The 18,220-nt window shown below is 56.1% G+C and carries 11 protein-coding genes and 1 pseudogene; 8 read left to right on the top strand and 4 right to left on the bottom strand.

The genetic code is table 11. The features are described from left to right. A pseudogene (locus Q1A00_RS18315) lies at positions 1-1,455 on the bottom strand (DUF11 domain-containing protein); the annotation flags it as partial. Between the two features lie 986 nt (positions 1,456-2,441). On the opposite strand from Q1A00_RS18315, the gene Q1A00_RS18310 reads away from it, so the two are divergent. The 3 genes from Q1A00_RS18310 (at position 2,442) to Q1A00_RS18300 (ending at position 7,341) form a co-directional block, all read left to right on the top strand. Continuing rightward, a complete protein-coding gene (locus Q1A00_RS18310; RefSeq protein ID WP_298405258.1) occupies positions 2,442-3,374 on the top strand; it encodes an AEC family transporter in 933 nt (310 codons plus the stop codon). A 139-nt stretch (positions 3,375-3,513) separates the two neighbouring features. Next, positions 3,514-5,124, top strand: coding sequence for an amidohydrolase (locus Q1A00_RS18305; protein WP_299758342.1), 1,611 nt, complete (start codon positions 3,514-3,516; stop codon positions 5,122-5,124). Positions 5,125-5,175: 51 nt separating this feature from the next. Then, positions 5,176-7,341 (top strand): glycosyltransferase family 39 protein, encoded by a 2,166-nt coding sequence (locus tag Q1A00_RS18300; RefSeq protein ID WP_298405254.1) that lies wholly within the window; start codon positions 5,176-5,178, stop codon positions 7,339-7,341. 44 nt (positions 7,342-7,385) lie between these two features. Here the strand turns inward: Q1A00_RS18300 and Q1A00_RS18295 are convergent, their stop codons facing one another. The 3 genes from Q1A00_RS18295 to Q1A00_RS18285 form a co-directional block, all read right to left on the bottom strand. Continuing rightward, the gene (locus Q1A00_RS18295) at positions 7,386-9,083 is read right to left on the bottom strand and encodes a TrkA family potassium uptake protein (RefSeq protein ID WP_298405252.1); all 1,698 of its coding nucleotides are present in this window, start codon (positions 9,081-9,083) and stop codon (positions 7,386-7,388) included. Between the two features lie 81 nt (positions 9,084-9,164). Further along, positions 9,165-10,187, bottom strand: coding sequence for an anthranilate phosphoribosyltransferase (gene trpD / locus Q1A00_RS18290; RefSeq protein ID WP_298405249.1), 1,023 nt, complete (start codon positions 10,185-10,187; stop codon positions 9,165-9,167). Between the two features lie 138 nt (positions 10,188-10,325). Further along, positions 10,326-12,809 (bottom strand): vitamin B12-dependent ribonucleotide reductase, encoded by a 2,484-nt coding sequence (locus tag Q1A00_RS18285; protein WP_298405246.1) that lies wholly within the window; start codon positions 12,807-12,809, stop codon positions 10,326-10,328. 906 nt (positions 12,810-13,715) lie between these two features. Here Q1A00_RS18285 and Q1A00_RS18280 point away from each other — a divergent pair. From Q1A00_RS18280 to Q1A00_RS18260, 5 genes are all read left to right on the top strand, one after another. Continuing rightward, positions 13,716-15,461, top strand: coding sequence for a CAP domain-containing protein (locus tag Q1A00_RS18280; RefSeq protein WP_299758337.1), 1,746 nt, complete (start codon positions 13,716-13,718; stop codon positions 15,459-15,461). Positions 15,462-15,464: 3 nt separating this feature from the next. After that, on the top strand, positions 15,465-16,052 hold the full coding sequence (locus Q1A00_RS18275) for an SCO family protein (protein WP_299758334.1): 588 nt from the start codon (positions 15,465-15,467) through the stop codon (positions 16,050-16,052). Beyond that, positions 16,049-16,762: a glucosaminidase domain-containing protein gene (locus Q1A00_RS18270; protein WP_299758331.1), complete on the top strand. Its 714-nt coding sequence runs from the start codon at positions 16,049-16,051 to the stop codon at positions 16,760-16,762. Before Q1A00_RS18275 ends, Q1A00_RS18270 begins: the two co-directional genes overlap by 4 nt. Before the next feature lie 271 nt (positions 16,763-17,033). After that, positions 17,034-17,312, top strand: a complete 279-nt coding sequence (locus Q1A00_RS18265) for a hypothetical protein (protein WP_298403335.1) — start codon at positions 17,034-17,036, stop codon at positions 17,310-17,312. 175 nt (positions 17,313-17,487) lie between these two features. Further along, positions 17,488-18,219, top strand: a complete 732-nt coding sequence (locus tag Q1A00_RS18260) for a glycerophosphodiester phosphodiesterase family protein (RefSeq protein WP_298403338.1) — start codon at positions 17,488-17,490, stop codon at positions 18,217-18,219. Position 18,220: the final 1 nt, after the last annotated feature.

Below are 18,220 nucleotides of genomic sequence, written 5' to 3'. Positions count from 1 at the left end.
GAGGTCGTTGCAATAGGTACGAGTTTGCAACTGACCGCGAGTAATGACGTTATAGCGGATATAACGTGTCTCACCCGGCGCAAGGGTAATATCTGACCAGATCAAGGTTATGCGCTCAAGCGTCCCCACTGTCGTCGAGCTAATCGCTGGCTCAAATGGTGTACCATTATCAGGATTACCGCTGTCAATCGTTGCGCTATTGAGCACATACGAAAAATCGGCTTGATTGCCAGCCGGTAATAAATCGCGCACTTCAATGCCGGTCATTTGGCTAGAGCCGTTATTGCTCAGCGAGATAATGTACTGAAACGGTTGATTGTTACGGGCAATGTAGGTCGTACCGCTCCTATCAGCTTCTGAGTATTTAGCAACTTCCAAGCGGGGCACAACTTTGAAACCACCGATATCACCAAGGGAGCAATCTTGCGGAACACCAGTCGGCACGATCACATCACCTAAGGTCGTACCAGAACCTAGGCCATTCCCCACTGTCGAATAGCGTGCCGTCACTTCAAACGAAAAGCTCTGCTCAACCGGTGTATTAATATTGCCCGCCGGCATATTGATTTTCCAAATCAGGAAGCCGCCATTCCCTGAACTCGGCGGCTGAGTAGTGAAGGAGCCAACATTGCTGGCGCTGCCCGGTACGTAGCGCACATTTGGCTGTAACTCGATCTTAACCTGTAAGCCATTGAGCGGTTGTGGCCAGTAGTTGCGCACTTTAAACGTGAAGCTGCCCCGTTCACCAAAGATGACGGTTTGAGTAGGCCCAAACACCACCTCCACCGGTGGGCGCACATTGTATGTCACATCACCTGTTTGCGGCGCAAAGGTATAGCGTTCTGTGGTATTGAGCTTAAACGGCACTTCGTCGCTGGTGACATAGTACTCCGTCTTACGGTTGGTCATCCGATCACAGGGTAGCACGTCGAGCTTGCGGAAGGTAACAAAGATATCGACCGACTCGCCACGTGCAAGCTGCGCCAATGTCCATACCAACGCTGGCCGACCATTAATAGTGGTGACCGTCGGCGGAAAATTAGTACGGTCTGGCCCGCGTACACTACTAACAAACTCAGCGCCGATGGGAATAATGTCGGTAAGCTTGACATTTGTAGCCGTAATCGCATCTTCGCGATCGACATTAGCGAGGCGCAGACGATATTCGCCGGTTTGAGTTGGGAAAATACGCGGCGTGAGACCACTAGCGGTACGCTCCTTTTCGAGCCGGAAGAGTGGCCCTTCCACTAGCGCCGAAGTGTTGGCAGTGGCACGGGCCGTATTGTCACTCCCAACGAGGAACTCAGCCGAAGCGGAAGGCCGCCGCGGGTCTTTGCCAAACACGGGATAAACAAATTCGGGTACCCGCAGTGCAATCTGGAAACTACCGCTTGCACCGTTAGCGAGAGTACCATCGCCGATGGTGTAGGTAAAACCACCAACAGCAGTTGTCAAATTATAATCGGCTGAACCGCTCCGAGTAATAGGTGGGCCGCTTACCTTGAGTGGCCCACATGCATTCACCCCAGTATCGCGACAGTGCTGCTGGAATTTGTCAGGGTCCAGCGTCGTTTGTCGGCCAACACTCCAAAAATTCCACGTGATCTTGATCCGTGCATTACTAAGGGTTACGCCACTATTGTTACTGTATGTAACCGTGTAAATCAAATCCTGTCCGCTCCGTAAGCGAGCTGGCGAAGAAAGAATGCTCACACTCACCCCGCCCTGATTGAGGACGATAGGCGCCGGTTTTGCGGCTGGAACGTCCATTGCTGCATTGTCAAGCACTGACGGAGAGGGGGACGCAATAGATTCAGCCTGAGTTGCATATGCCCGATCAACATTGCTTAGCGGAGCTAACAGCAGTGAGCATATCACTAGAATGAACCACCATACGTTGTGTCTCAACATATCTAGCTCCTACACGAAAATGGGTATAACTGGTGCTGAAATTAGTTTCGTGCCAAGAGTCTACCATACACATGGTACCAATAGTGAACCAATAACAAAACCCTCTGATGGTACTAAATTTTGTCTTCTTACCCTAGCCCAAACCGGCAAACCGAACCTTACCAACATGCCTTGGCGTTCTTGTACCGCAATACGCTTGATACCGGCTAGCAGCAGGTGATGACGATAGCGGGGTTGCTGTTGCGTGCGCGACGGCGCAGTAACCGTGTTGGCCGCACCCATCCGGCAGGAGACCAATACTATAGCGACGTAGCCAGTTACAGATTGCCCTGCGCGAGGCACGAAGCCCTGTCTCGTTCAGGAGCGTAATGATCATACACCATCATTCCCGAATCGCCTCCCATAGTGACATAAGTAAAGGGCCATTGAAAACCGCCACGTTTGTCTCGATAGGTCTTTGGCTACCTCATCTTGCCGCGCCAACCTATGCTATGATATTTGACTTGTAAAGTATTGCTGCCGAGGGGACGATGATTGCGGTTCTGATTGAAGTGCTCTTGCCGATTGCGGTGGTGGCTGCGGCAGGGTTTGCCTTACGTCGGGCCTTGCCACTCGATCTGGTCACGCTCAACCGGTTGATGATTTACGGCCTAAGCCCAGCGTTGATCTTTGTCGCCTTGGTACGAGCCGACTTAAGCGGACCTGACGCGGGGCGCATGCTCTTTTTTTCGGTGGGAGTGCTGGCGCTGATGGCGCTGACGGTCTGGCTGTGCGCGTTGGTCTTGCGACTGAAGGGCAAAGAGGTGACGGCGCTGTTGTTGACCAGTATGTTTATGAATTCGGGTAACTATGGCTTGCCGGCGTCGCGCTTCGCCTTCGGCGAGTCTGGCTTTACGTTAGGGGTGTTTTACTTTATCATACAATCCATCATGGCGCAGACGCTAGGAGTCGGGGTGGCGGCTGCCGGCGCGGCTGGCGGCCGCAAACAGGCATGGCGGCAGGTGTTTGACCGCCTCACCCACATGCCGCAGATTTATGCGGTGGCTGGCGCGTTGGCATTGCGTGGGATCGGGTTTCATCCGGCGGAAGCCACCGGCATTGCCCGCAGCTTGTTTGAAGGGGTGGCACTGCTCAGCGAGGCGGCGCTACCGGTGATGCTGCTCATCCTCGGCGTGCAATTGGGGGCCGGCGCGCCGATTGTGCAGCCAACGATGGTCGCGTTTGCCACTGCGATCCGTCTGATCGTGTCGCCGATCCTCGCCTTTGGCTTAGCCCGTTTGCTCGGCATGGACGGCATTGCGCTAGGGGTGGGGGTGATGATGGCCGGGATGCCGACTGCAGTAAATACAACTATTCTAGCGATTGAGTTTGATACCCGCCCGCAGTTGGTGGTGAGTACGGTGGTGGTGTCGTCGTTTGCAAGTTTGGTGACGTTGAGTGTATTGTTGAGCTTGGTGCGATAAAAGATCACCGTAGGGGCGCAGTGCGCTACCATACCGGCTATTGATAAGGCACGAGAGGCAGAGCAGCGCGCTGCGCCCAGACGGTTTCTTGACGGGGCACGAGGGGCAGAGCAGCGCGCTGCCCGTATGACGTAATCTTATGCCGCTAACTGATTTGCTGCTGCGTAATGTGATTTTGACCGGGCAAGCCGGGCGGTATGCGATCGCTATCAGCGGCGAGCGCATCATTTGGGTTGGCCCTGACCGCGATGCGACCCAGTGGCAACGCGCAACAACGATTGTGATTGATGGCGACGGGATGTTGGCGCTACCCGGCTTGACCGACTGTCATTTCCACCTGCACAATGGGGCGCGCGCGTTAGGGGTGCTGCGCCTCGAAGATGTCCAGAGCGTCGCCGAGTTGCAGTCCCGGCTAGCAACTTACGCCGCCGCCCACCCGCATTTGCCGTGGCTAATCGGACGCGGTTGGCGCTATCGGTTGTTTGCTGATGGTCAGGTGCCTGACCGGCGCTTACTCGATGCAGTCGTTCCCGACCGACCGGTATTGTTGACCGCCTTTGACGGGCATACAGCGTGGGCGAATACGGTTGCCTTGCAGATTGCGGGCATCTTGGGCGGAGCGGAAACGGGCCATCCATTTAGCACCGTAGTGATGGGTGCAGACGGGCGGGCTAGCGGCGAGTTGCGCGAAGCACCAGCAATGGATCTGGTGCGGCGTTGCGTCCCGCCGCCGACCGAAGCTGAGCTGCGCGATTTGCTGCGTCGCGCGCTGCGCGAGCTGGCAGCGCTGGGATTAACCGGCGTCCACAATATGGACGGCGATGAAGCGCAACGTACCCGCTACCGCGAGCTGGCGGCTGCGGGTGAATTAACCTTGCGCATCCGCGTGCCCCTCTCGCTGTCACCGGGGACTGATCCAGATCGAATCGCAGCGTGGGCCGCCGATGCCCACCATCATCCGCATCCTTTCGTGCAGACCGATGCGGTTAAGCTGTTTGTCGACGGAGTGGTTGAAGCCAAAACGGCCCTGATGATCGAACCATATGCCGATGGCAGCGGCGAGCGCGGGGTTGCCAACTACGACCCGGCAGAATTCGTTGATCTCATCACGCGCGCCGACGCGGCCGGGTTACAGGTCTGTGTGCATGCCATTGGTGATGGCGGTGTGCGCCAGACCCTCGAAGCTTTTGCTACTGCCCAACGGGTTAATGGCCGACGCGACGCCCGTCATCGGATCGAACATGCCGAGATTGTCGATCCAACGGATATCCCCCGCTTTGCCACCCTTGGCGTGATTGCTTCAGTGCAGCCGTTGCATGTCGATTTCGGTATGGATCTAGCTAACCCGTGGTGGCGATTGGTAGGGCCACAACGCCACCGGTTTGGCTTTCCATGGCGTGATCTTCTTCGTGCTGGCACACAGATGGCACTCGGCAGCGATTGGCCGGTCGCCGATCCCGATCCACTCCGTGGGATACAGGTAGCCTGCACGCGGGGCAAGCTCGATCTCAGCCCGCTAGAGAGCGATTTTCCTGATCAGCGGCTGACGGTAGCTGAAGCATTAGCTGGCTATACCACATGGGCCGCCTACGCCGGCTTCCGCGAACACGAATTGGGCCGGCTAGCACCCGGTTATGTAGCCGACCTCGTCCTGCTAGACCGTGACATTACTTGCGGCCCACCTGACCAGATCGCGGCGGCGCAGGTGATGTTGACAATGGTGGGAGGGAAGGTAGTGTTTGAAAGGTGATATTACGTACTTGAATCAAATTTCAAATCAAAAAACTGACGAAACAATGATATGATAAGATTATACTCTCGATTAATTGAAAATAAAGCGAAAGCTATTGCTCTAATATTGGCTGTTTTGAGTATTATGCTCGGTGCTGTTTGGCAAACGCAAGCCATATCGTCTCAAGGCGCTACCATTGGCACGGCAAGTGATGGCAGTTACGTCAAACGATGTTACGCGCGTGAACGTTCTGCTACCCAGAACATAACCTTCCGTTGGACACCCGACCAAGGGGCATCACTGCAATTCTGGCCAATCCCACCGGAGAGACCAGCACTTCTGTATCTCAAAGTCGCGCGACCTGACCTTGCAACCTTGACCCTGAAGATATGCAACCAGCCGCCTTTACAGGTCGCTATTATTCCGGGCCAGCGGCTTTATCAGATGATGATCAAACCCGGTCAATGCGAGCTTGCTCTAAGCATATTTCCCCCCTTATATGCCCACAATGACCCGCGCTCGCTGGGCATATTACTCCTACAGACAAAACTACATATGATAGCGACAAACGTTAGCGATCTTTTCGCCACATTCTTTCTCGCGCCATTTCTCCCGCTCGCACTCGCCGGCATCTCTTGGACAGGTTTGACGAACAATAATGGTTATCAACTATTTTTGACACCAATTATTCTTTTAGGGGTCATCATTACAGGATCAATATATCCAGAGTGGCGGTTAGAGATAGCATGGTGGGTATCTAATATCAGTTTTGTGTTTCTACTCACCATCATCGTATATCGGAGCGGCAAACGGTGGCTATCTTCTTACGTTCACACTGATCGGATTATTGTCGGATGGTTAGCAGGAATTGGCATCATTACGATCGTGCTGACGTTTCTTCCATACATTTCAAGCGATGGAGTAGGCTACTATGCATATGCTCGCGCTATTATCTATCGCGGCGATCTTGGCATGGAAGAAACGTTCGCTGCACTTGCCCCCCAAATGCCAATCCGCTTCACCAGTCGCGGATTTGTCGATAATCCTTGGTCAGTTGGTCCATCATTATTTTGGATACTACCACTAGCTGGATATCGGTGGCTCTTCGGAGGTGACGGGCACGATATTGGCGCCATTGCAACCGCTACCTTAGTAAGCGCGCTCTTTGGGTTTGGCACCACCATCATCGCGTACTATTGCGCCCGGCGTTGGTTTAGCCCCATAGAAAGCGCCCTCGGCGCACTGACGGCCTTTTTTGGCAGCACGCTTTGGTTTTATAGTATGCGCGAAGGTGGGTTTGCTCACGCACTCAACGCATTTGCTTGCGCTTTTATGGTCTTAGCTTGGATCCGAGTGCAAGAACAACCGAGCTACAAGCGTTGGTTCACGCTCGGCGTCGCGGCTGGTCTAGTCGCAATCACATATTGGGCCACTGTTCTACTCCTCATCATTCCTGTGATCGGCACATGCTATTTGCTGTGGCAGACACGCCATACTCCTCACCAATGGCGACCCATGATGATCGGTATCTTCATTGCCGGTTTAACGGCTTTGATAGTATTTAGCCCCCAAATCATAATATGGCAGATTATTTACGGATCACCATTTATCAAGCCGGAGGCTACACCGAGCATTAATTGGCAGGAACTGCATATTCTTGAACTTTTCTTTGCTCGTTTCGGTCTCGTGCAATGGTCGCCAGCCGCTATGGCAGGCCTCATAGGATTAGTGTTGCTCGCGCGCCGCAGCCCGATACTAGGTATTTCGTTGCTCGGTAGCGCATTGTTGTACATTACGTTCAACGGTTGGTTGACCGATTGGCATGGCAGCGGTACGTTCGGCGCCCGCCGGCTGACCAGCTTAGCCGTGTGGTACGCAATTGGCCTTGCCGCTATCATTGATGCTTTGGCTAAGCGACGTTGGACGGGTTTGGCACTTTTTGGAGCACTTGCAAGCTGCGGATGGATGTTGATGTTGTTGATCCGGATCACTCTCGGCTATTTTCCTGAAGGGACAACAGCGTATGGACTTGAGCGCACGAGTATAACTGACTTGTTTTTGACGCGTTTCACTTTACCTACATTCGATATCTTCACCTTTTTCCAAACCGGTTTTATAGGAGATATCTTGTCTAGTAATTTAATCACTACATCATTATCTTTATTAGGTTATTTGTCATTTCTTGCCGGATGCATAACATGGCTACTTTGGAACTTAACTTCAAAAAAAGCATAAACACAACAACATTTTTACTAAAAGCAAGACACTGTTCGTATATCTTACATCAAATAGGTCAACACCTCTACCTCATCTCCGCTCTCAATCACCAGATTATCGGGCGGCAACCATTGAAATTCTCCACTGCGGCGCAGACTCAACGGCAACTGACCGGCAGCACGCAGATCAGCAACCGTCTTCCCACTTCGACGATCGGTGACCACTTGGCGGCGTACAACTAGCAATTGATCACCAATGTCAAACGCCGATTCAACATCCGGCAACAGCGCCGCCGCCACCAGACTGGGCGCGGCTAGCGCCGAGGTGCTAAAGGCGGTGCGAATGCCGAACAGATCGGCCAGCCGGTCAGCCAGCACATCGCTAAAGACGCGCAGTACCAAATGCACATCAGGGTACATACTGCGCACCGCTAGCCCGATCTGCAAATTAAGCAGATCATCGCTATAGAGCGCGGCCAATGCCGTCGCCTGCTCAATACCTGCCTCACGCAACAATTCTGGATCACGCGCATCGCCGCGCAGTACCTGCACCCCTTGCCCGGTCAGCGCCTCGATATAGCGTTGCGGTGTCTCAACCGTGCAGATGACGGTCAGCGGCGGACGTGGCTCGCGCCGATTGAGCAGGCGCACCACTTGCGTACCAACTTTCCCCAAGCCACACACGATCAGCCGATCAACGTTCGGCTTTGGGCGTGGATGATTAGCTAGCTGGACAGCCTCAAGTGCGGGAAGCGGGCCAACCAGCGCGATCTCTTCACTGGGCAAAATAGGCAGATTGGCATTTGGTCCGGGCAAGCGACGCACTCCGAAACGAGCTTCCAGATCGGCCACCGGCCCAATTAACGGGCTATCATTACTGACGGTGAGATAAGCCACTCCGAGCAAACCGGCTGGTAGATCGAGCACGTAGCGCACATTCGAGCTGAGCAAAGCGGCAGCAAATGTTGGCGCAGCCAAGGCCGCCGGGCTAAACGCCGAATTGCGACCAAAGGTACGTTCGATACGAGCATCGAGGGCACGGCTAAAGATGCGCTGCACCGTTGGCAATTCAGGCCGAATGCGGCGCGCTGCTAGCGCAATCTCGAGATTCTTCAGATCATCGTCGATGGTGGCAATCAGCCCCTGCGCCCGCTTCAGCCCGGCCCGCACTAGCACAGCCGGATCACGAGCATCGCCGCGTACTACCGGTACTCCCAAACTACTAAGGATAGGAATAAATTCACAGTACGGATTCATTTCAACGGCCACAACCTCACGGCGGCAATCGAGCAACTGGAGCACTGCACGATAGCCAACCCGTCCAAGACCACAGACAATCATGTGACCGCGATAGGTAATGGCCAACGATTCTTGCCAACGTTCGGGGCGGGCGCGTTTGTCAACTAACAAACGGCCCACGTCAACTGCGCTTTGTAATAGAAAGAAGAGACCAAGCAGCGGGGTCAGAAAGAAGAGTATACGCCCAGTCAATTCATCAGGCAGATCGAGATCGGTTTGAAACACCAGTAACTTGAGCGTCTCGAAGAGCGCAAACGCGGTATCAGGCGGAACATCAAGCCGTTCCGGCAGATAAAACCATCGCATGTAGATGGTACAACTCGCCAACACTAACATGAGAGCGGTAATCGGGAACCATGCCTCACGCACAATACGTAGGTCATCGATAATGTTGGCAATGATCAATCGCCAGAGGGCAAACCGGCGGCGGCGTAGGCGGGTGAGACGGATGTCTTGGGCCATAGCAATGGTTGTCTCTATTCAAACACGAAGGCGCAACGGTGCTAGCGACACCCTTTGCACCGTTGCATTGCACATCACCAATTACGCCTCGCCGCGACTGACCGCAATCATCCGGTTGAGCCGTTCGAGCGCCCGTCCGCTATCGATACTGGCCCGCGCCATTTTGACGCCGGTGACCAGATCGGGCGCGAGGTCGCCGGCAACTAACGCTGCTGCGGCATTGAACAACACCACATCGCGACGTGGCCCCTGCTCTTCTCCGCTCAGAATCGCCCGCACAATCGCCACGTTATAGGCGACATCGCCGCCGCGCAACGCTTCGCGCGGCGCGCGCGCCAACCCGATATCTTCCGGTGCGACCATCATCTGGCGTGGCGACTGCCCGGCCCGCACCTCGAAGATCAGGTTGGGGCCGGAAAGGGTTAACTCATCAACACCGCCATCGCCATGCACGACCAGCGCGTGAACGGTTTCGAGCCGGCTGAGGGCGTTAGCCAGCTTTTCGGCCAGCGCTGCACTCGCCACCCCTAACACTTGATAGCGGGCGCGGGCTGGGTTGGTCAACGGGCCGAGAATGTTAAACACGGTGCGAATACCGATCTCGCGCCGCACTGGCCCGGCAAACCGCATCGCCGGATGGAACTTGGGGGCAAACATAAAGCCGATACCGGCATCACGTAAGCAGCGCGCCACTCCCTCGGCGTCTAGCTCGATCTGTACGCCAAGCCCTTCTAGCACATCGGCACTACCGCACACACTCGACATCGCGCGATTACCGTGCTTGGCCACTGTTAGGCCAGCGCCAGCCGCCACAAACGCTGCTGTCGTGCTGATATTAAACGTATGCGCACCATCGCCGCCGGTACCACAGGTATCGATCACCGGCCCATCGAAATAGACGTGAGTCGCCTTTTCGCGCATGACGGCTGCCATGCCGGCAATCTCGGCATCGGTCTCGCCCTTGATATGCAACGCGGTCAGGAAAGCGCCAATCTGGGCCGGCGTCGCCGTCCCGCTCATAATCTCTTCCATCACGCTGGCCGCTTCGGCCTGCGTCAGATCGCGCCGCGCGACCACCGCGGCAATCGCCTCGCGAATGTTCATTGCATACTCCTCAGAGCCGCAGGAGACGCACTGCTGGGCGTCTGTACAGGTTGCGATTGTATTGTAACGAGGCAGCGCGTTACGGTCAATGGCAAAGGGCCGCACGCTGGTGCGGCCCTGCCTCATCCTACGCGATTGTTAACATTCGCTATAGCCGCACGAATGGCACTTGCGGCAACCTTCTTCGTTCAGCATCGACGCATTCTGGCACTCAGGGCAAATCTCACCCGACTCCAGCGCAGTATGCATTGGGTCTTTCAGCAACTGCATCACCGGCGTCATCGGTATCGGTGGTTGCTTTTTCGGCGTAGGCACATCGACAACACCGTTGCTATAGTCACTGGCAAACGTGTATTCGCTGCTGTCATTCCCATTGCCATTCCCATTGCCATTCCCGTTACCCTTCACGTAGTGATCAAGCAGCACCTTACCGATCGCATCGGGCACCGAGCGCACCCGATCCGGGCCAAAGCCCGCCGAACGCGAACCGCCGATCCCGCGTAGTTGCTCAGCGATCAACTTGACCGGCACGCCACAACGCAGCGCCAACGAGATCAGCCGCCCGATCGCTTCAGTAAAGGCAGTGACATCGCTCCCGGCCCGGCCAATGATAGCAAAGACCTCGAACGGCTTACCCTCCAGCTCGGTGACGAACAGGCGCAGCTTGCCGAGCGGCGTCACCACCGGGAAGGAGTGGCTAGGCAGACCCTCAGCAGGCACCGGGCGCGGGGTGAGTTCCACCGGCGCTGGAGCAGCGACTGGCTGCTCAGCCGGCTTGTGCTCGCTCTTACCGGTCGAACCGGTTGACAACACCTGATTTTCACGCGAGCCGTCGCGGTAGACGGTAATGCCCTTGCAACCGAGGCGGAAGGCCAACTCGTAGGCTTCACGCACCTGATCGGGCGTCGCTTCGTGCGGGAAATTGATCGTTTTGGAAATTGCGCTATCGGTATACTCTTGAAACGCTGCCTGCATACGCACGTGCCACTCAGGCGCAATGTCGTGCGCGGTTACCCAGACCCGCTGTACCTCGGCAGGTACTTCAGGATGGTGGATGTGACCGGTATCAGCGATCCGCTCCATCAGCTCGGCGCTGTACCACCCCTCACGCTTGGCCTGTGCAACAAAGTCTTGGTTGATGTCAAGCATACGGGTATCAGCTTGATAACGCCAGAAGGCAATGGCAAACAGCGGCTCGATCCCCGACGAACAGCCAGCGATAATGCTGATCGTACCGGTAGGAGCAACAGTAGTCACGTTGCAGTTACGCAACAGCCGCTGCGGACGAATGCGCGACCCGTCAGGTCGGCGGGCACAGGTATCGTCCGGCCCCCAGATGCTGAACTCCCATTCGGGGAAGGGGCCGCGCTCGCGAGCCAACTGCTCGGAAGCGACTTTACTCTCTTCGTCGAGGAAGTGCATCACCTTTCGCGCCAGCTCAATCGCCTCATGCGAATTGTAGGGAACACCTAACTTCACCAACATATCTGCCCAACCCATCACCCCTAACCCAATCCGACGGATGCGCTGGCTCAGTTGGGTAATTTGCTCGAGCGGATAATGGTTCGCGTCGATCACATTGTCGAGGAAGCGGGTGCTCTCATGCACCACTTCGCGTAGGTGTTCCCAATCGATCTGCTTGTCGGGAGTGACGAACTTGCCCAGATTGACCGAGCCGAGGTTGCAGACATCGTAGGCCAGCAATGGCTGCTCGCCGCACGGATTGGTCGCCTCATACTCACCGAGATGGGGCACCGGATTATACTCATTGGCACGGTCGATGAAGAACAGGCCGGGTTCGCCGGTGGCGTGGGCCGACTCCACGATCAGGTCAAAGACCATCCGCGCACGGAGACGCATCGGCTGGCCGGGCTGCACCAAAACCTCACCGGTCAGCGGATGCTTCAGTCCTTCACGGGAGGCAATATGCACTTGGCCGGTGCGCGGATTGATCAGATCATACTCCTCATCGCGATCGACCGCGCGCATAAAGGCATCGGTAACTGCAACTGAGATGTTAAAATTGGTAATCTTGGTCGTATCACGCTTACAGGTGATAAACTCCAGAATATCAGGATGGTCGCAGCGCAAAATACCCATGTTCGCACCGCGGCGGGTACCACCCTGCTTAATCGCCTCGGTCGAATGGTTATAGACATCCATAAAACTGACCGGGCCGCTCGCCACCCCCATTGTACTGCGCACAACATCATTGCGTGGACGCAGACGCGAAAAGCTAAAGCCGGTACCGCCACCGCTTTGATGGATCAGCGCCTGATGCTTGAGCGTCTCGTAGATGCTGGTCAGATTATCCTCGATTGGCAATACAAAACAGGCGCTCAACTGACCGAGCGGCCGTCCGGCATTCATCAGTGTTGGGCTGTTTGGCTCGAAATAGCCCTGCGCCATGAGGTGATAAAAGCGCTCGGCCCGCTCTTCGACCTGCTCGGACGAAGCGCCATAACGCGCATCGACGGCGGCAATCGTCTCGGCCACCCGCCAAAACATCGTCTCTGGCGTCTCGATCACATCACCGTGCTCATTTTTCAGCAGGTAGCGCTTCTTCAACACCGTGCGGGCGATGTCGGTCAGGTTAGCAGGGACAAGCTCTCGTTTCGTCATTGCTAGAATACTCCTCTGTTGGACAAACCATCGGCACGCGGAGAAACCGGGATAGGACACCCAAAAGTGTAAAGAGTTATTTTAACTTCCATCACGACGCGGAAAGACCGTACTAGAAGCAAATACTACATCTAGTGTGTACGATGAGTGGTAGGGTGCATATCTTGGTATTCGCGCACGCGCCGCTAGTGTAGCACAGAGATCAGTGTTGTGTCAAGCAGAAAGAAGGTTGTAAAATTATTTACAACTTGACCGTAATTTGCAGAAGGTACGAAAGGGAACGGCACGCCCGGTGATTGCGCGAGGGCGAGGCGCCCTACAGAACCCTCGGCCCGACAGGCCCACCCGGCCCGACGGGCCCTCACCCCTAGCCCGACAGGCCCCCCACCCCTAGCCCCTCCCCCACAGGGGGGGGAGGGGGATGGGTAATCGTAGCCGACGGAACGGCCCCTACACCACCCTCCCCCACAGGGGGGAGGGGGATGGTCACCTGTAGGGCGGAATGAATTCCGCCTCTCTCAATCCGCTGAGAGGGGTGGGGGATCCTCACCCTCGGCCCGACAGGCCCCCCACCCTCGGCCCGACAGGCCCCTCACCCCTAGCCCCTCCCCCACGAGGGGGGGAGGGGTGTTCTTGCTCCCCGCGGGGGAGAGGGGGGAGGGGGAATGGCGTTCTTATTCAGTCGTTGCGCGGGGGCAGATCCCTGAAGCAATCTCCTATGCGAAGGGACAGAGAGTGTATTGTCCTCTCGATTGCAGGGTAGCAGAGCGGCGTACACGCAAGAAGCATCCATAGCTTATTGACAAATTGCCAATTGACGATCTTTACTACATGCTCTTATGATACCCATAAGCGGCAATGTTCCACACGGTTTTGGGTGGCAACGACTGCACCAAAAGAAGTAGTATGTCTGACAAAACCATCAAGCTTTGGGGCTATTTTGTCATATTGTGTCTGCTAACAATCACACCGACACTCGCGTTTGATCCTACCCTTCAAACCCATGAACTGTTGCTCGATGAAGCACTGACCGTCTACTATGGCAATCTGGCCCGTCGCAACGCTGGTCAACCACCGTTACGTTGGAATCGCCAACTGACCTACGCCTCACGCTGGTTCGCGTGGGATTCGGTCGAAAACCGAGCGACGCCCTATTGTGGGCACCAAGATACTAACGGCCAATGGCCTAGCGATCGTGCGCCACGGTTCGGTTATATTGGGAGTAGCGGTGCTGAAAATGCGTATTGCGGCTACATGCGGCCGCAAGATGCGATCAACGGTTGGCTCAATAGTCCGGGCCATCGCGCGAACTTACTGGCTGCCGGTCATCGTGAGATTGGGCTTGGCTACTACCGTCGGGCTGGCGACGGGCGTGGGTATATCGCACAAATGTTTGGCAATGATGCGGCGTATGCCCCAGTGATCATCGAGCACGAGGCGGTTAACACGCTGAACCCGAGTGTGGCGCTCTATATTCACCAAACCGATGCTCCCGTTGGCTTTTTCGGACGCCGGCCAGCCAGCGAGATGATGGTCGCCGATAATCCTTGTTTTCTCGGCGCCTCGTGGCAACCGTTTGCGCACGAAACCCGCTTCCAATTGCCGCCCGGCGAAGGCTGGCGCACAGTTTATGTCAAAACACGCGACATCTATGGCGCAACAGCGGTTGTCAGCGATACTATCTACCTCGGCGCGAACCTGCCAGTTGCCGAGATAGCGACGACGCTCAGTGACCGCCAGCCGAGCGTTACCCTCTATGGTCTTTACCATCCTACCCTGCCGCACGTGCAATTGAGTCTGGGATGGCTCGTTGATGAGACCTATGGAACGTTCCAACTGCTCTGGGGTATAGGCGAACGAGTCGCCGATCCGGCAGCGTGGGGCGGCGGTGCGTTTCGCTTAGGATTGACCAGTGGTGAGACCTCAGCGTGGGTGTATGATTACAATCCAGTGGTGTTTAAGGATCGGCCACTGGTAGCCTACGTGCGCCTGAAGGTTGCCAACAACAGCTCGACCTCTGAGGTAGCTCGATTCAGCATCAAAGGCGGCGGGGTTGAATACGGCCCGTTACGCCTGCGCGGAATCGATTTCGCCACTGCTGGTCAGTATCAAGAATTCGCCCTCCCGTTCACCTATCACGGCAACGATCCATTCCTCATCTTCCAATTCTGGCGCAGTGGTAACACCGACGTGTTCGTTGACGCTGTGACCATCTTTACGGCACCGCAGCCAATTGCCAATCCACTTACACTCGCCGTTCCCGACGGCAATTATCGCGGCCAAGGGGTTTGGGTACGTTACACCGATGGAACAACCTTTACCCCATTCAGCGAAGGATCAACTATCCCGATTCAGCCGGCCACGGTGAGCGTTTTCGCCCAATACGCCGCCGATCCACCTGCTCCGCTCACGGTCAGCTCACCGTGCGTTCGCGCCGATTGGCAGGTGGTACAGAGCGAACCGTGGTTGAGTGGCAGCGCTGAAGATGGTACAATGAGATTACGTATCAACCATACTGGCCTTCCTATTGGTGTCTACGAAGGAGCTATCACCTTCGCTGCTGCCGGTATCACTCCCGGCTTGACCGTTACGGTGCGCTTACAGGTGGTTGAACAACTCTTCACGGTTTATACGCCACTGCTCCAACGGTGAGATATGTTACGACTTTACCTCCTCTTGCTTGCCCTCCTGAGCGCATGTGCCGTTGCCAACACACCGTCCGTCACGTCGTCCACCAAAATCGAGCCGCCCACGGTGCTGAGTGATTTCAGTTTGCCGGCCAGCACCGGCGGCGAGTTGCGCCTCAGCGATTTACGCGGCCAGCCAGTGCTGCTCTATTTTGGCTATACCCGCTGCCCCGATTACTGCCCGATCACGCTGGCCGAATTCCGCCGCGCCCGCGATGAGCTAGGTCCCACCGGTGAACGAGTTCATTTTGTGCTGATCAGCGTCGATCCCACCAACGACACTCCCGACGTGCTGGCCGCTTACCTGCGCGGTTTCGGTGATGGCTTTATCGGCTTACAGGGTAACGATGCCACTCTACGCCGAATCAGCAAAGAATACGGCTTGACTTACCAGCACGGTGGTGGTCACCACCATCACGGCAGCGACGGCGTCAACCACAGCACAGCAAGCTACCTGATCGATCAAAATGGGCGGCTACGGTTCGTTTATCAATATGGAACTGCCGCCAGCGTGTATGTCCAAGACATCCGCACCCTCTTGAGCGAACAACCATGAACACTCGTTACACGCGCCGATCGGTGCTGGCATTGGGCTTGATCTTCTTGAGCAGTCATCTGACTCGTGCCCAAGAACCAGAAATAAGCACGGTGTATCTGCCATTTATTGCCCACTCGCCACTGCTAGGCACGCTGCTTGGCCCACCGACCGGGACGACTGAAGCGGCGATTGCGTGGCTAGCACCACGTAGCACTGCTTATACCCCCTACGATGTCGAAGTGATTGTGCGCGGGTATGCCGAAACCGGCAACGCAGCCGGGATCGACTGGTTCCTCGCTATCGCTCAATGCGCTCACGAGACCGGCCACTTGACATCGTGGTGGTGTCAACGTCCGCGCCGCAACCCGGCCGGGATTGGCGTCACCGGTGAAACCCGCCCCGGCACACCGGATCAACCGCCCGGCCCTGACTGGGCTTGGGATGAAGCCAACCAAGTGTGGCGAGCCGGTCTTAGTTTTGCTTCATGGGTCGGGGAGTCAATCCCGGCCCACCTTGGTCGGTTGTTGGCCTACGCTTTGCCGGTTGGCGCCGGTACGCCCTACCAACAGCAGTTGATCGACTACGCACTTTCGCGCCGGCCACTGCCCGATCATCTGCGTGGCGTGGCGACGACCATCACCGACCTCAATGGCCGCTGGGCATGGCCGGGTACCGAATATGGTCAGCGCATTCTCGCCTTGGCCGAGCGGATGCGCAACGGTGGTTAGCGGATGGCAACCGTCGTTAATCCGATGCAATGATCGTTCTATTGCATCAGGAAGCGTAGAGTCTACTCTCATCGGTGGCTGAACGTATCCTTGACGAAGGTCGGTTGCGGGTCGTATAATAAGTCTGTGTTAAGAACGGCACAACTCCAGTTAAGGAGGCCGGCTATGAAAACATGCGTTACAACACAGGTGAGGTGTGAATAGGGCGGTACAGGCCGATGCCTGTAGCCGCCCTTGATGTTTTCCGGGCAGAGACGAAGGAGGTCTCCCTATGCACTCGGACATGATCGGCAAAATCGAGAAAGCCCGGCGCTATGCCGCCGAACCGGAGCGAATCAAAATCAGTGATCTGCGGGCAACGTTTCATGGCGGCAACAGCGATCATGTGATTTCACTGCACGATGGTCAGTGGGCGTGTGATTGTTCATTCTTCAAGATGTGGGGTACCTGCGCTCACATTATGGCAATGCAGCGGATTCTCCATCCAATGCTAACCGAAGAGGCCCGGTTCGCCGATCTCGCAGTTCCGCAACCAGACCTAAGCTCTTAAAGCACGATGAGACATTAACGCCAAAGCACGGCGTGGCGATACTGACAGCGGGGCGACAATCGCCCCGCTGTCGACTGTTTACGGTATGCTAAACTACGAAGTAGGTATGGTTATCGTATATGATAACTCACAACCGTGTAATCGTTGCGCAGCTTGCGCTTGTGCGTAAAAGATTATGCCCCCGTTAATCATCGCTCATCGTGGTGCGTCGGCTGACGCGCCGGAAAATACGTTGGCAGCGTTTGAATTGGCGTATCGCCAGCAGGCTGACATGATCGAACTCGATCTGCAACCAACGGCCGATGGCGAGATTGTGGTTTTTCACGACGATAACACCTCGCGTTGGAATGGTCGTGCCGATCCGGTAGCCCGCCTCACGCTGGCCGAGTTGCGCCGGCTCGATATTCGCGGCGAGCGGGTGCCAACGCTGGCCGAGACGCTCGATTGGGCCCGAAGCGCGGGTATATCGCTCAACCTCGAATTGAAAAAGCCCGGTATGGCGGCGCGCTGTGTGCAGTTGCTCCGTGAATTTAGCATGGTTGATCAGGTGATCGTTTCGTCATTTTTTCCGCAGGCCCTGCGCGAATTGCGCGCGGTTGATCCGGCTATTGCCCGTGGCTATCTGATGGGGATTCGTACCTACCGACCCGACGTGCGCCTGCGCGAATTTTGGCCGTTTGGCGCGTTGCGACAAATTGGCGCGACCGCTTGGCATCCTTACCACGGCTTGCCCGGTCTCGATTGGGTGTTGCCAAAGGTGCGCCGAGCCGGGTATCAGGTCAATGTCTGGACAGTGGACAATCCGGATCGGCTACGCGCGTTGGCTGCATTAGGGGCCAGCGGCTTGATTACCAATACCCCGGCGGCGGCGCGGGCTGCGTTGGCGGGAGTGTTGCCGCAACGCTAAG

Source organism: uncultured Chloroflexus sp., assembly GCF_938091255.1.
GTDB lineage: Bacteria > Chloroflexota > Chloroflexia > Chloroflexales > Chloroflexaceae > Chloroflexus.
The sequence above is the reverse complement of the archived record's forward strand: the minus strand, read 5'-3'. Positions and strand labels throughout refer to the sequence as shown.

What these genes read in the sequence shown, in the direction of transcription:
- Q1A00_RS18270 (WP_299758331.1), top strand. Translation starts at nt 16,049, where the DNA reads ATGAACACTCGTTACACGCGCCGATCGGTGCTGGCATTGGGCTTGATC.
- Q1A00_RS18285 (WP_298405246.1), bottom strand. Translation starts at nt 12,809, where the DNA reads ATGACGAAACGAGAGCTTGTCCCTGCTAACCTGACCGACATCGCCCGC.
- trpD (WP_298405249.1), bottom strand. Translation starts at nt 10,187, where the DNA reads ATGAACATTCGCGAGGCGATTGCCGCGGTGGTCGCGCGGCGCGATCTG.
- Q1A00_RS18265 (WP_298403335.1), top strand. Translation starts at nt 17,034, where the DNA reads ATGCACTCGGACATGATCGGCAAAATCGAGAAAGCCCGGCGCTATGCC.
- Q1A00_RS18305 (WP_299758342.1), top strand. Translation starts at nt 3,514, where the DNA reads ATGCCGCTAACTGATTTGCTGCTGCGTAATGTGATTTTGACCGGGCAA.
- Q1A00_RS18300 (WP_298405254.1), top strand. Translation starts at nt 5,176, where the DNA reads ATGATAAGATTATACTCTCGATTAATTGAAAATAAAGCGAAAGCTATT.
- Q1A00_RS18310 (WP_298405258.1), top strand. Translation starts at nt 2,442, where the DNA reads ATGATTGCGGTTCTGATTGAAGTGCTCTTGCCGATTGCGGTGGTGGCT.
- Q1A00_RS18295 (WP_298405252.1), bottom strand. Translation starts at nt 9,083, where the DNA reads ATGGCCCAAGACATCCGTCTCACCCGCCTACGCCGCCGCCGGTTTGCC.
- Q1A00_RS18280 (WP_299758337.1), top strand. Translation starts at nt 13,716, where the DNA reads ATGTCTGACAAAACCATCAAGCTTTGGGGCTATTTTGTCATATTGTGT.
- Q1A00_RS18260 (WP_298403338.1), top strand. Translation starts at nt 17,488, where the DNA reads ATGCCCCCGTTAATCATCGCTCATCGTGGTGCGTCGGCTGACGCGCCG.
- Q1A00_RS18275 (WP_299758334.1), top strand. Translation starts at nt 15,465, where the DNA reads ATGTTACGACTTTACCTCCTCTTGCTTGCCCTCCTGAGCGCATGTGCC.